The following is a 13127-nucleotide window of genomic DNA, read 5'->3' as shown; positions in this document are numbered from 1 at the left end:
TCTTTTTGTATAAAACTATACTGATTTTTTACTTCACTAAAATACCACTTTTTTTGTTCTAAAATTGGTGATAAATATCAGTAAATCAGTTTTTAACAAATATTTGGCTGTTAAATTACCAGCGTACTTTTTGCAATTTTGACAGGTCCAGGATCTTAATGTTTCGGCCTTCAATATCTATAAGGCCTTCTTTTTTTAAACTCGAGAGACTCCGTATAAAACTTTCGGTAGATATTCCCGCTATACTGGCCAGATCACTCCTGGAGATCTTAATATCATCGGCGTGATGAGCCTTCATAATTTCAGCAAAATTAAGGATCGTATTAGTGGTCTTTTTAAGGACCGAGGCATAGGCCATTTCCAGTAAATGATTTTTCAGGATCGAAAGATTGTCAGATAACAACTGGGCAAGCTCTATGGTGAGATCGTGACTGGAGGAAAGTATTTCACTCAAATTTGAATTATAGATCCTGTAGAATAAACAATCTTCCAGGGCCGTTGCAGTTTCAGGGTAGGTAGAGACATCTTTAAAGTAGTAGAAGCCGAAAAAATCATCTTCCCTGTAAATTCCGGTAATAAGTTCCTTTCCATATTCATCCATCCGGTGAGTTTTTACAAGTCCTTCCTCTATGAGATAGATGAAATCGGCGTTCTTTCTTTCCCGGTAAACCGCAGAGTTTTTATTTAATTCCAGTACTTGTCCTTGCTCTCTGAAATAATTTCTCAATTCCTGAAGAGAGGAGACTTCCGGGCCCGGGCTATCTCCTGAACCCCGCTGTCGTTTTTGATTTTCGGTTAAAATCGCATATTTCGCCAGTCGGCTTTCAATACTGCTTATCAGGTCTTCTTCCTTGAAGGGTTTGGTTAGATAATCATCGGCACCTAAATTCATCCCCTTGCGAACATCTTCAGGATTAGATTTGGCTGAAAGGAATATGAAAGGGATCTGCCGTGTTTTTTTATTATTGTTCAGTATTTCATACACCTCATACCCATCCATTACAGGCATCAGAATATCACAAATAATAAGGTCCGGTAAATACCTTAATGTATTTTCCACACCTTTTTCTCCGTTAGGGGCATCATAGACCCTGTAACCTTTGAGTTCCAGGAGCTCTTTGATGTTTTCCCTAAGGGTGTTATCATCTTCTATTAGCAAGATACTTTTCATAGAAAAGAAAGCTTTAAATGTAATCTTTAGATAAAAAACGCAGGTGTTTCAGGCTTGGTATTTTGGGCAACCCGGTTTATCATTTAAAAATGATAAAAAACAATTTGATTCAGGTCAAAACTCTGACTTAAAGATACATAGTATTTTTCAATAGTGCAGGCTTCAAATTGAATTTGGGAGTGATAATTCAGCCTGTAAAGTGATAATTGTCATTAAACGATGAGAGTATTCTGCGTAATTTTAAAAGATTACCTAAAATAACAATCCTGATGAAAAAATTACCGAGTACATATGCCGCTGAAAAGTTTTATGAAAACCTGGGCAAACTTTTTTACGCTATTGCGGCTGCCGATAAAGTAGTGAGAGAACAGGAGGTAAAGTCATTAAAGAAAATCGTGAAGACCAAATGGCTTGGCCTGGAAGGCTCTATGGATGAGTTCGGGACAGACGAAGCTTACCAGATGGAGGTGATGTTAGACTGGCTGGAAGACAATCGCCCCGATGCTAATGAGGCTTTTAATGAATTCAAAGACTATAAAATGGAGCACGAACAGCTGTTTGACCAGGAAGTAAATAAGCTGATCTGGAAGACGGCTGATGCTATTGCCTCTTCATTTGCGGGTAAGAATAAGTCTGAGCTTATTATGCTGTCTAAATTAAAATCAATTCTTCAAACCTGAATTATGATAACCGAGGTATGTCAAAGTTGCGGATTTCCTTTAATCGAAGCTAATCGTGGTCATAACAGAGATCTTTCGCTCAGTAATGACTATTGCCGAAATTGTTTTGACAACGGGGAGTTTAAAGACCACTCTCTTAGCCTTCATCAACTGGAGGTAGACCTTCTTGAAAGGGCAGAAAAACACAATGAAATAAGCCTTGAAGAGGCGCAGGATATAATTAAGATACTTCCGCATCTTAAACGCTGGAGGATGTCTAATTTCTAAACTCCTGTATTATGCTCAAGCCAAAGAAAAAATTACCCGTTTTAACCGAAGAAAGAAGGTTCCTAGAGGGCCCCCGTTCGAGGTTCAGGGAGTTACTCTTTGTTTTTAAGGTCATCTGGAATTTTGTAAAGGCCTTTAGAAAGATGCATTTTTTGGGGCCCTGTGTAACCGTCTTCGGGTCAGCGAGATTTCAGGAGGACTCTTTGTTCTATAAAAAAGCGGAAGAAGCCGGGGCTGCCCTTGCAAAGCTGGGCTTCACGGTGATGACCGGGGGAGGCCCCGGGATTATGGAGGCTGCAAATAAAGGGGCTTATATGGCAGGAGGCTATTCAGTAGGTTGTAATATTGTTTTACCGGAAGAACAGGTCCCTAACCCGTATCTAGATGTTTGGATAAATATTCCTTATTTCTTTGTTAGAAAAGTGCTCCTGGTAAAATACTCCTATGCATTTATCGTGATGCCAGGCGGGCTGGGTACCTTAGACGAATTCTTTGAGTCGCTGCTGCTCATACAAACCCAAATGATAGATCAGTTCCCTGTGATTTTATTTTGTAAGGATTACCATACAGATCTTATGAAGCATATAGAAATGATGAAGGAGAAGGGGAGTATAGACGAATCTGACCTGGATAAACTTCTTTTTACCGACTCTGTAGAGGAAATGGTAAGCTATATTGAGGAGCACGCAATAGAACGCTATAAATTAATTAAAAGGCGTAAAAAACAGAAATGGTGGCTTGGAGAAAGACTTTCTTAGTTTTCGGTTTTCTTAAACCCAACGCCCGAAATCACTAAAGGAACTTCCCAACGTATCATTTCCCTCAGGAAGTCATCCAGCTTTTCTATGATTAGTTTTTCAGTGATAGAGTTAGGGGCATAAGTTCCCAGGTCTTTCATTTCACCGGAGGGGTCGGTGATGCTGTCAACCTGAGGGAAGATGACAAAAATCTCGACATCTCCGTTGTATTTCTGGGAAAATACTAAAGAGCCCCCCTGAAGAAACTGATATGACGGAATCTGGTTTGTAGTTTCGATGAGGCCAGGCGGGAAGGAGTTGAAGGTGATATTTACTGCTTCATTGGTATGTATCCAGTTAAGTTCCTGTACTTTCCAGCCTATCAGATAGGTTTTTTCGGCTTTTTTGAGAATGCGGATCACCAGCGGCTTAAGCGTAGAATTCCAATAGATACGTTTTTCTACCACTGTTTTTATAGAATTAAGATATTCTCCTATCCGCTCTTCCAGATGTTCTATTTTCATTAGGCTTGTTTTATTCATTCAAGTGCGAGGCCGTATAGCTTAATAATGGAATTTTAGTACAGGACTGCATTCTTTTCACCTTGTCCCGGTGCAGGATATTACTTAACTCGGTGCGGTTTCTTCTTTCAAGCATGACAACCATATCCGGATGAATCTCTTCTATCGTACTTTTCAAGGTCTCAAAGACATCATCAGAAAAAACGATCTCAAACTGTATGTTGTCATAATGGATACGTTTTGATATCCGGGCTTTGAACTCCTCCATTTCATTTCTGGTGAGTAATTCATCTTTATTGGTCACGTGAATCACATATAGCTTCATTTTAAAGGGCTTCGTGATTTTTACAAGTTCAGCAATATTGTTGAGGTCCTCTTCCTCGAACATAGTGGTGTAAACCACCTTATCTAAGGACTTAAAACTGAATTCTGCCGGAACAGCAAGCACAGGGAAAGGAGAGATACTCAGCATCTCTTTAGTGGTGCTTCCCATAATGAGTTCTTTTAAGGTTCCGGTTCCACAGGCCCCCATAACCAGCATATACACATCCAGATCCCTAATAAAATCCAGGATGGAATGGGGCACATTCGGGCCCGGGACCACCGCTAGGGAGATATTCAGGCTGTCAAAATCCTTCTCGAGGTGTTTTTCGCAAAAGGTTTTCAGTTTCTTGTGGTGGATATTCAGGGCTTCTTTTTTTCCGTGGGAGGTCACACCACCCCTGACTTCTGAAGGAGGGTAGACATGTAAAAGGATGAGGTCTGCCTTTATAAGCCGGGAAAGGGCATAAGCATATTTTAAAGCCGATACTGAATTCGGAGAATAGTCGGTGGAGCAGATGATCTTTTTCATTTCTATGATTTATAGCTGAATAAAGTTAGTGCCGGAGAGAGGATTAAAGAATGATTTTGATCAGGTTTAAACTCATAACTCCCGGAAGTCAATCCTGGTTTTTTCTGGCTGCCCTTTCTTTTTGTCTTTCCAGCCTTCGAAAATAACCACGGAAAAAGAAGTTATGTTTTAAGGCTTCCATATTCTCGTTAAATTTCTCGCTGGCTTCCTCAACATTCCTGATGGTGCTCTCCAGATTGTTTACAAAACTTGTGTCTTTTATTACATAATTCAAGGCACCGTCTCCCTGCCTGATCTCTTCCGAAAAGCTGTTGAGATTGGAGGTCATAAGTTTAATCTCACTAGCCGAATGGTTGAGATCTTCAAGGATCATTTCCATTTTGTCAGCTGAAGCCGTATCACTTAGCAAAACCGAAGCAAGGCTTTCGTCATATTCTATAGAAGACACTAAATGGTTGATCCTGTTTATGGTTTGTACCGCTGAAGCCGTGGTTTTCTCAAGATTAGAAATACTGTTCTTAAATTCTATTGCCATTTCTTTATCCTTTATCAACCCTCCAAGCACTCCTTCCCCGTCATTGATTGCTTTGGTGATCTTTAGCAGATCGGCAGTAAGCAAAGCCGCGTTCTCGTTGGTAGTATTTAGAGTTGCCAGCATATCGGCAGTCGCGATATTACTTATGGAGGTAATGGTGTCTCCCGGCCTGATGTTTGCCGGTTCCCCTTTTTCACCGGGCAGAATGTTCACGATCATACTTCCAACAAGCCCGTCAGAATTTATGGTGGCCAGAGAATTCTTTTTGATAAGTCCAATGGTTTTTTCTGAAATGATCATATCAACACAAATGCTGGTGTCGTTAAGAATTGAAATGCTCTTCACGGTTCCTACGTTCACGCCGGAATAGCGCACATTATTCCCCGGTTGCAGGCCATTTACGTTCTTAAATACAGAGCTTATCTGAGTGGTATTTCCAAACAGGTTTTTCCGGTTGCCTATCAGGTAAACTGCAAGTGTAAATAGGACAAGGCCCACTATTACGAATATTCCCAGTTTCAGGTTTTGTGAGTTGTTCTTTTTCATAATGAGATCATTTAAAAAATGCCTGTATTTTAGGATCGGTTGAGGTAGAGAGTTCTTTGAAAGTTCCCTGGGCATAGTTGATTCCGTCCAGGAGAAGAATCATCCTGTTCGAGATCACACGGGCGCAGTCCACGTCGTGGGTTATAATCAAGGAGGAGGTTCTGTACATCTTCTGTATGTTCATCATAAGCAGGATAATCTCCTTGGCGGTAATCGGGTCTAAACCTGTAGTAGGTTCATCATAGATAATGATTCGGGGTTTAAGAATAAGGGCCCTCGCCAAGGCGATCCTTCGTTGCATTCCGCCTGATAGTTCAGCGGGCATCAGGTCCATTGTTTTAGGCAGGCCAACATTCTCAAGCGCTTCCCGAACCCTTGTTTCCCTGTCACGATTGGTCATATTCTTGGTATGCCGCCTTAGTGGGAATTCCAGGTTTTCTCTTACCGTCATAGAATCATACAAAGCACTGCCCTGGAAAAGAAATCCAATATGTGTTCTTAATTCATCAAGCTCTATATGCTTCAGTTTGGAGATATCCTTTCCCAAAACCTTAACGGTGCCGTTGTCGGGCTCCATAAGTCCAACCAGGCACTTGATCATTACAGACTTTCCGGAGCCCGACTTGCCCATCAGTACCAGGTTCTCACCTTCAAGGAGTTCTAAACTGAAGCCGTTAAGTACTTTCTGGTCACCAAAGGCCTTATAAAGATTATTGATCTCTATTACGGGTTTTCCGGATGCATTATTATTTGATTGCACAGGCTCCATAACTCAGTAAATTATATCGGCAATAAATACCGCGATGAAATCTATTATAAAAAGCAGTAATGAAGTGAACACAACAGCCGAGTTGGAAGCTCTTCCCACACCTTCGGTTCCCTTGCTGCTGTTGTAGCCTTTAAAGCATCCAACCAGCCCTATGGCGAAACCGAAAAAGAAAGATTTAATGGTCGCCGGGATCAGATCGCTGAATTCCAGAGCGTCAAAAGCCTGATTGAAGTACAGCAAAAATGAGACCTGTCCCTTAAAGTTTTCAATCAAGGCAGAACCAAGAAGGGCAATAAAATCGCCTAAGATCACCAATATAGGCAGCATTAATGTGGCTGCTAAAACGCGGGTCACTACCAGAAATTTAAAGGGGTTGGTACCCGATACTTCCATAGCGTCAATCTGTTCGGTTACCCGCATAGAGCCCAGTTCAGCCCCTATACTGGAACCTATTCTTCCCGCACATATAAGGGCGATGATCACAGGGCCTATTTCCCGCACTATCGATATACTAATCATTGACGGCATCCAGGATACGGCACCAAATTCCAGTAGGGTAGGGCGTGACTGGAGGGTGAATACAAGACCAAGAATGAAGCCGGTCACTCCAACAAGCAACAGGGATTTGTTCCCCATATTAAAACATTGTTTAAGGAACTCTCTGAATTCGAAAGGACGCGAGAAAACTTCCCTGAAAAATCTGGCCGCAAAGTAGGACAGGGCCCCTATTTCAGAGAAGAAAGCAATAGCTTTATTTTGTGAACCAAATGCCCCTTGCATAGTTTTTAGTTTAAAGTTAGTTGAGTCCTAAAGGGGCGGCAATGATAATTCTCAGCTATTGTTAAGATTTGTGGTGGAATCCTTAAATTTAAGCAAAAATATGGACTAATTATGGTTAAACATCCAAGTACGACCCGTACTTAATTAAGTTCTTTTTTTAACAAAAAATTAGCTTTTCACATCTTTTATTAAGATATAATTAACTTTTGAGGTCTTTTTTGGCCCTAAACGCGCAATTTGTGTAAGAAATACATCAAAAATTGTTATAATAAATTTTTTTTGGTATAAAAGATGTTGGATTTAAATTTTAATTTCGACGACTTAAGAATCTTTTATACCTACTATAGATTTCTATCTTAAAGAATATGACCAAGAACAATAACTTACCTTCGGATATAGAAAATCAAACAAGCGAAAAAGCTCAGGCGCGGATTATCGCGGTTGGAGCAAGTGCCGGAGGGCTTCAGGCCTTAAAATCATTTTTTCAAAATATTCCTGAGGATGATAAGAGTGCCTATGTAGTTATACAGCATCTTTCTCCTGATTATAAGAGTATGATGGGAGAATTGCTTAAAAAGAACACCAGCCTGCCGATTATGGAAATTACGGAAGGGATGGAAATTGAGCAGGGTCATATCTACCTTATCCCACCCGTGAACAACCTGCTTCTCGGAGATGACGGGACACTTCAGCTTTTGGATAAGCCCAAGGATCAGACCCTTAATTTACCAATAGATAAGTTCTTTGAATCCCTTGCCAGAAAGCGAAAGGAGAAGGCTATAGGTGTGATTTTAAGCGGTACCGGTAGTGACGGAACCAGGGGAGCGCGGGCCATCAAGGAAAATGACGGGATGGTGATGGTGCAGGATCCGGAAGAGGCGAAATTTGACGGAATGCCTCAGAGTGCTATAAGTACCGGACTTATAGATTATGTATTACCTGTAGAAAAGATGGCGGTTGAACTGCGTAATTTTATAAATGCGCCTTCTGTTTTTCATTTTAAGGATGGAGATGTAGAGTATGACCAGAGCGAACTAAATAAGATCCTTCATTTTGTTGATGAGAAAACAGGACTTGATTTTAGAGAGTATAAGCACTCTACTCTTGCCCGAAGGGTAGCCAGAAGGGTGAATGTATGTAAATGCAGGTCCTTGTCTGAATATTTCAGTTTTTTGAAATCTAAGGAGGGAGAGGTTGAAATTTTATATCGCGAGTTCCTGATTGGGGTAACCAAGTTTTTTAGAGACGAAAAGGTTTGGGAAATATTGAAGATGGATGTTTTTCCTAAACTTATCAGGTCTAAGACTAACGGAGAGACCCTAAAGATCTGGGATGTAGGCTGTAGTACGGGAGAGGAAGCGTATTCGCTTGCGATGCTCGTGAATGAGGAGATGGAAAAACAGGATAAAAGACTGGAAGTAAAGATCTTTGCTACAGACCTTGCACAAAAACACCTTGATATAGGAAGTAAAGGAATATATCCTGAAAGTATAGTGGCCGATGTGCCATCTGATTACCTGGTTAAATACTTCCTTTCCAAGCCCAATAATTACCAGGTTGTGGAAAAACTCCGCAGTATGGTGATTTTCTCCAAACATAACATTATTAAAAATCCGCCATTCAGTAATATGGATATGGTGGCTTGTAGAAATCTTCTTATTTACTTTCAGCCGGCTATCCAGAAAAAGGCCATTAACGTACTTCATTATTCTCTTAAACAGGATGGGGTCTTATTGCTTGGAACCAGTGAAAGCGTAAGTAGTCACAAAGATAGTTTCAGCGAAATAGATCGTAAATGGAAGATATATAAGAATATTAGTCCTAAGAAGAGACTGGAATCGGGGATCTCTCATTCTTCCTATGAAAAACAGGTTAAGCCTAAGAATAAAACCGAAAGGCCCAGCAGGACGGTTCAGAATCCCGTGAAAGACAGGCTCAGGCTGGAACTTAACCATAGTATTATGGAGCAGTTCGGCGGAGCCAGTATCCTGATAGATGCGGAGTACAATATACTGCAGGCTGTGGGTGAATTCAGAAAGTATGCAAATCTTCCTGTGAACGGCTTCTCTATCAACTTGATGGATATGCTTGATTCTGATCTTAAGTTCATCCTACAGACCACACTCAAGAAATCTCAGAAATCTAACGAAAAGGTCTACTACCAGGATGCTGTTTTCAGCCATAACGGAGAAAAGAAAGGAGTGGATATCATTATATCGCCTTTTGATCAGCAATATGGTATGGATGAAACCAATTATGTGGTAACCTTTGTAGAGAAGGAAATTAACGTAGAGGACACTAATACCATAGACAAGCTTACGCTCACTAACCGCACCAAGGAATATGTTTCGAGCCTGGAAGAAGAATTAAAGGAAACCAAGCACGAACTTCAGAATTCCCTGGAGGAGATAGAAACCAGCAACGAAGAATTACAGGCGGCTAACGAGGAGCTTCTTGCCTCTAACGAAGAGCTGCAAAGTACCAACGAGGAGCTGCAGAGTGTAAATGAAGAGATCAATACTGTAAATGCGGAGAATGTTCAGAAGATGGACGATCTTGCGGCACTGAATGCAGATATGAACAACCTTCTGGAGAGTACTCAAATAGGTACTATCTTCCTTGATTCATCGCTTGCTATCAGGAAATTCACACCTGCCATCAAGAAACATTTCAGTTTTCTAAATTCAGATGAAGGGCGCCCAATTAGTCACTTCACTTCCAATATTGGTAGTAGTAATCTTATTGAGCGATGTAAAAGAGTTTTGAGAGAGGGTAAAACCCTTGAAAAATCCGTTGTTGCCCAGGACGGCCTCCACTATTTAAGAAGGATCTCTCCTTATCACAATTCCAAAGGCAAAATAGATGGGGTTGTGATCACCTTTATAGATATTGAGACCCTTCAGAAGTCTAAAGAAAAGCTTATAGCCAGTGAAAAGCGCTTTAAGTCATTCTATGAAGAAGATCCGGTAATGCACATAAGTGTAAACCCGGAGAACTCATTGATCGTTCAATGCAATGCTATGGCGGTTTCAAAACTCGGTTATGAGTCTAAGGATGACCTGCTGGGACTTCCTATTTTTGACCTTTACAGTGAAGAGGCTCAGATTAAGGCTCTTAAGACAAATAAGAAATTCAAGAAAACCGGAGAAGTGGTAAACCTCGAACAGAAAATGCTTACCAAATCTGGGGAGGTGCTGCCGGTTATTCTGAATGCGACAGCCGAAAAGGATGAAAATGATAAGATCATTACGGTAAGATATACCTGTGTGGATATTTCGGCGATAAAGAATGCCGAATTAAAGCTTAAGAAACAGAAAAGTGACCTGGAACGAGCCAATAATGACCTGGAACAGTTTGTTTCGCTTTGTTCGCACGATCTTCAGGAGCCGCTCTCAACCATTAAATTTGGTAGTGACGTACTCGGGAAGATCTATTCAGATAAACTGGATGAAAAAGGGAGAAATTATATTTCCTATATCAAGGAGGCATCCAATCGTTTATCTGCGCAGATCAAGGCTTTACTCGAGCATTCCAGGATTGGGCGTAACGGTGAGAAACAACTGGTAGATACCAAAGAGGTTGTTGAGGTTGTTAAATATGATCTTGGAAAAAGAATAAAGGACACCAAGGCGAAGATCCATACTGGTGCTCTGCCAAAGATTATGGGCTACGAGATCGAATTGCGACTCTTGTTCCAGAATTTGATAAGTAATGCCCTGAAATATACTCCTGGTAACAAAAATCCCGAGATAAGAATTTCGGCTTATGAAGAAGGAGAATACTGGGTATTCTCCATAATGGATAACGGAATTGGTATTTCTGAAGAAGATCAGAAAAATATCTTTACCATTTTTAACCGAGTTCGCCACGAAGATGAGAAGCTGAATGAAGAAAGTACCGGGGTAGGACTTGCCCACGTAGAAAAGATCGTGCTTTTACATGAGGGGACTATTTGGGTAGATTCTCAGAAGGGTGTAGGTAGTACCTTCTACTTTAAATTAAAAGCGGAATAAATTATGCGCAATTCATCTGAATTGTATCCTAATAATGTTGATATTTCCAATTGTGACAAAGAACCGATTCATATAATTGGAAAATCTCAATCTCACGGGCTTATACTTTCAGTATATTTTGAAAGTCTTGAGGTTATTCAGTCCGGGAGTAATGCAAAGGACATTTTAGGCATTTCTTCAGATAATATTCTGGGGCGCCCTGTTCAGGAGATCGTGGGGGATTCTTTTGCGGAAAAGCTGGCAGAAAAACTTCAGCAGCAAACTTCTCTATTGCCGGAAGAACTGGAAATAAACGGGAAAAAGTTTATTGTACTCGCCCATCGCTCTGAGGAGAATCTCATTTTGGATATTGAGCCTTTAGGAGAACTGCACGATCCTTATCTTTTTCAAAGACAGCTGACAAAAGTGCTCAATAACCTTAAAGTTCAGGAAAATGCGCCTGAGCTTTGCCGTGAAGTTGCCAGACTAACCAGGGAGTTCTTTGATTATGACCGGGTAATGATCTACCGCTTTGATGAAGAGTGGAATGGAGAGGTGATAGCCGAAGAAAAAAAAGAAGAGCTGGAAAGCTGGCTGGGACTTCATTATCCCGCGAGTGATATTCCTGCCCAATCCCGCAAACTTTTTTTAAAACACCCCATTAGGATCATTGCCGATGTAAATTATGATCCTGTATCTATTAGCCCGGAACTTTCTCCGGTCACAGGAAAACCTTTAGATCTCTCGAGATCTCAGCTTAGAGGAGTTTCCCCAATTCATATAGAATACCTTCAGAATATGAATGTTGGAGCTTCGCTTACCGCAGCTATCATCGTGAATGGTAAATTGTGGGGCCTCATCGCGTGTCATCATTACTCTGCAAAATTTATAAATTATTATGAGCGGGAAAGTTATCGCTTTCTCACCGAAATGTTTTCAAGTGAGCTTTCACTTATTGAAACAAATAAGTTCCTGAAAAAGACTGATAAAACCAATAAACTCAGAAATGAGCTTATTGTGAAAATGAAGGAAGCTAATACAATTCCTGATGCCTTAATAGAGGCTTCTCCTGTCTTTACAGAATTATTGTCGTGTAGTGGCGGGGCTATCATATGGGAGGAAGAGACTATTATGATTGGGAAAAAGGTCCCAGCCAAAGCTTCCATAAAAAAACTGGTTGAGGAGTTGATCCGGAAGCAGGAGGAGGATATGTTTTTCACTAAAAATCTTGGTAGCTTCATAAAACTTGATGAATCAGTTTCTAAGCTGATTTCGGGGCTATTAAGTATCAGGGTCACAGAAAATAAATATCTGGTCTGGTTCAGGCCGGAGCTGGTGCAGGTTGTGGATTGGGGTGGTAATCCTGAAAAGAAAGTTACCTATAACGAAGCAAAGAAAAGATTAAGCCCAAGGAAATCTTTTGAAAAGTGGTCTCAAAAGTTAACCGGGATTTCTGAATCCTGGAAGGGTTATGAGTTAAGTGCTGCAAAAGGCCTAAGGGAAGATATCAGCCATATAATTGTTGAAAAACAAAGAAACGAAATTCACGAGCTTAATGAACGCCTGTTAGATGCGAATAAGGAACTGGAGCTTTTCGGTTACGGGATGTCTCACGATATGAAGGCTCCTTTAAGAGGGATCAAGGGCTATGCTGAAATTCTGCAGGAGGATTATGCTTCAAACCTTAATAAAGAAGGACAGTACTTGATAAATACCATTCTTGGTCTTACCGGAAGGCTGGAAAACTTAATAGATGATATCCTTTCATTTTCGAAGATGAATTCCAGAGAGCTTAGGGCTCAGAAGATTTCAGTTAACACCATAATTTCAGAAATCATTGAATTGTTCAATGTTAAGGTGAATTATCCCAGGACAGAGATTATGGTGGAAGAGGATATGCCTTTTATTAAGGGAGATAAGAAAATGATCTTCCAGATATGGTCTAATTTAATGAACAATGCCCTTAAATATTCTGCAAAAATCGAAGCCCCACAGATCAAAATAGGTTCTGAGAAGGTTAATGGAAAAAATGTCTTTTTTATAGCGGATAACGGTATCGGCATTGCTTCTGAATATCACGATAAAATCTTTGAATCTTTTTCACGATTGGCAGGAGACGGTTATAAGGGTACCGGAATTGGTTTGGCTATTGTAAAGCGCATTATTGAAAAACACGAAGGAGAAATCTGGGTTGAAAGTGAGCCGGGCAAAGGTGCAAAATTTAACTTTTACCTGAATTAAGGAGGTTTGTTGCGCTCCAATTTTATGTATATTTG

At 40.6% G+C, this 13127-nt stretch carries 11 protein-coding genes; 5 read left to right on the top strand and 6 right to left on the bottom strand.

Annotated features, from left to right (window positions below; genetic code table 11):
• Nucleotides 1-115: 115 nt before the first annotated feature.
• Nucleotides 116-1171 (bottom strand): response regulator, encoded by a 1056-nt coding sequence (locus ACFQ3Q_RS11040; protein WP_380745791.1) that lies wholly within the window; start codon nt 1169-1171, stop codon nt 116-118.
• Nucleotides 1172-1440: 269 nt separating this feature from the next.
• Here ACFQ3Q_RS11040 and ACFQ3Q_RS11035 point away from each other — a divergent pair, with 269 nt between their 5' ends.
• Genes ACFQ3Q_RS11035 through ACFQ3Q_RS11025 form a run of 3 tightly spaced genes read left to right on the top strand, consistent with a single transcriptional unit; the run spans nt 1441 to nt 2876 of the window.
• Nucleotides 1441-1851 carry a hypothetical protein gene (locus tag ACFQ3Q_RS11035; protein WP_380745789.1) on the top strand — a complete coding sequence of 137 codons (411 nt, stop codon included), beginning with the start codon at nt 1441-1443 and terminating at the stop codon, nt 1849-1851.
• Between the two features lie 3 nt (nt 1852-1854).
• Nucleotides 1855-2118, top strand: coding sequence for a zinc ribbon domain-containing protein (locus ACFQ3Q_RS11030; protein WP_380745787.1), 264 nt, complete (start codon nt 1855-1857; stop codon nt 2116-2118).
• 11 nt (nt 2119-2129) lie between these two features.
• A complete protein-coding gene (locus ACFQ3Q_RS11025) occupies nt 2130-2876 on the top strand; it encodes an LOG family protein (protein ID WP_380745785.1) in 747 nt (248 codons plus the stop codon).
• Here the strand turns inward: ACFQ3Q_RS11025 and ACFQ3Q_RS11020 are convergent.
• From ACFQ3Q_RS11020 to ACFQ3Q_RS11000, 5 genes are all read right to left on the bottom strand, one after another.
• Nucleotides 2873-3379, bottom strand: coding sequence for a hypothetical protein (locus tag ACFQ3Q_RS11020; protein WP_380745783.1), 507 nt, complete (start codon nt 3377-3379; stop codon nt 2873-2875). The genes ACFQ3Q_RS11025 and ACFQ3Q_RS11020 overlap by 4 nt on opposite strands.
• A gap of 10 nt (nt 3380-3389) precedes the next feature.
• Nucleotides 3390-4229 carry a universal stress protein gene (locus ACFQ3Q_RS11015; protein WP_380745781.1) on the bottom strand — a complete coding sequence of 280 codons (840 nt, stop codon included), beginning with the start codon at nt 4227-4229 and terminating at the stop codon, nt 3390-3392.
• An 88-nt stretch (nt 4230-4317) separates the two neighbouring features.
• Entirely contained in the window at nt 4318-5310 is a 993-nt protein-coding gene (locus ACFQ3Q_RS11010; protein ID WP_380745779.1) for an MlaD family protein, read from the bottom strand.
• 7 nt (nt 5311-5317) lie between these two features.
• Complete coding sequence (locus ACFQ3Q_RS11005; RefSeq protein WP_380745777.1) at nt 5318-6079, bottom strand: ABC transporter ATP-binding protein; 762 nt, start codon at nt 6077-6079, stop codon at nt 5318-5320.
• Nucleotides 6080-6082: 3 nt separating this feature from the next.
• On the bottom strand, nt 6083-6859 hold the full coding sequence (locus ACFQ3Q_RS11000) for an MlaE family ABC transporter permease (RefSeq protein WP_380745775.1): 777 nt from the start codon (nt 6857-6859) through the stop codon (nt 6083-6085).
• Nucleotides 6860-7224: 365 nt separating this feature from the next.
• Here ACFQ3Q_RS11000 and ACFQ3Q_RS10995 point away from each other — a divergent pair, with 365 nt between their 5' ends.
• Both ACFQ3Q_RS10995 and ACFQ3Q_RS10990 read left to right on the top strand, forming a co-directional pair.
• Nucleotides 7225-10872 carry a CheR family methyltransferase gene (locus tag ACFQ3Q_RS10995; RefSeq protein WP_380745773.1) on the top strand — a complete coding sequence of 1216 codons (3648 nt, stop codon included), beginning with the start codon at nt 7225-7227 and terminating at the stop codon, nt 10870-10872.
• 3 nt (nt 10873-10875) lie between these two features.
• Nucleotides 10876-13092, top strand: coding sequence for an ATP-binding protein (locus ACFQ3Q_RS10990; protein WP_380745771.1), 2217 nt, complete (start codon nt 10876-10878; stop codon nt 13090-13092).
• Nucleotides 13093-13127 lie beyond the last annotated feature (35 nt).

Source organism: Salegentibacter chungangensis (genome assembly GCF_042678405.1).
Lineage (GTDB): Bacteria > Bacteroidota > Bacteroidia > Flavobacteriales > Flavobacteriaceae > Salegentibacter_A > Salegentibacter_A chungangensis.
This window is presented reverse-complemented; position numbering and strand designations above follow the sequence as displayed.

Coding starts and splice junctions, on each gene's coding strand:
- ACFQ3Q_RS11025 (WP_380745785.1), top strand. CDS start 2,130: ATGCTCAAGCCAAAGAAAAAATTACCCGTTTTAACCGAAGAAAGAAGG.
- ACFQ3Q_RS10990 (WP_380745771.1), top strand. CDS start 10,876: ATGCGCAATTCATCTGAATTGTATCCTAATAATGTTGATATTTCCAAT.
- ACFQ3Q_RS11035 (WP_380745789.1), top strand. CDS start 1,441: ATGAAAAAATTACCGAGTACATATGCCGCTGAAAAGTTTTATGAAAAC.
- ACFQ3Q_RS11005 (WP_380745777.1), bottom strand. CDS start 6,079: ATGGAGCCTGTGCAATCAAATAATAATGCATCCGGAAAACCCGTAATA.
- ACFQ3Q_RS11015 (WP_380745781.1), bottom strand. CDS start 4,229: ATGAAAAAGATCATCTGCTCCACCGACTATTCTCCGAATTCAGTATCG.
- ACFQ3Q_RS11020 (WP_380745783.1), bottom strand. CDS start 3,379: ATGAAAATAGAACATCTGGAAGAGCGGATAGGAGAATATCTTAATTCT.
- ACFQ3Q_RS11010 (WP_380745779.1), bottom strand. CDS start 5,310: ATGAAAAAGAACAACTCACAAAACCTGAAACTGGGAATATTCGTAATA.
- ACFQ3Q_RS10995 (WP_380745773.1), top strand. CDS start 7,225: ATGACCAAGAACAATAACTTACCTTCGGATATAGAAAATCAAACAAGC.
- ACFQ3Q_RS11030 (WP_380745787.1), top strand. CDS start 1,855: ATGATAACCGAGGTATGTCAAAGTTGCGGATTTCCTTTAATCGAAGCT.
- ACFQ3Q_RS11040 (WP_380745791.1), bottom strand. CDS start 1,171: ATGAAAAGTATCTTGCTAATAGAAGATGATAACACCCTTAGGGAAAAC.
- ACFQ3Q_RS11000 (WP_380745775.1), bottom strand. CDS start 6,859: ATGCAAGGGGCATTTGGTTCACAAAATAAAGCTATTGCTTTCTTCTCT.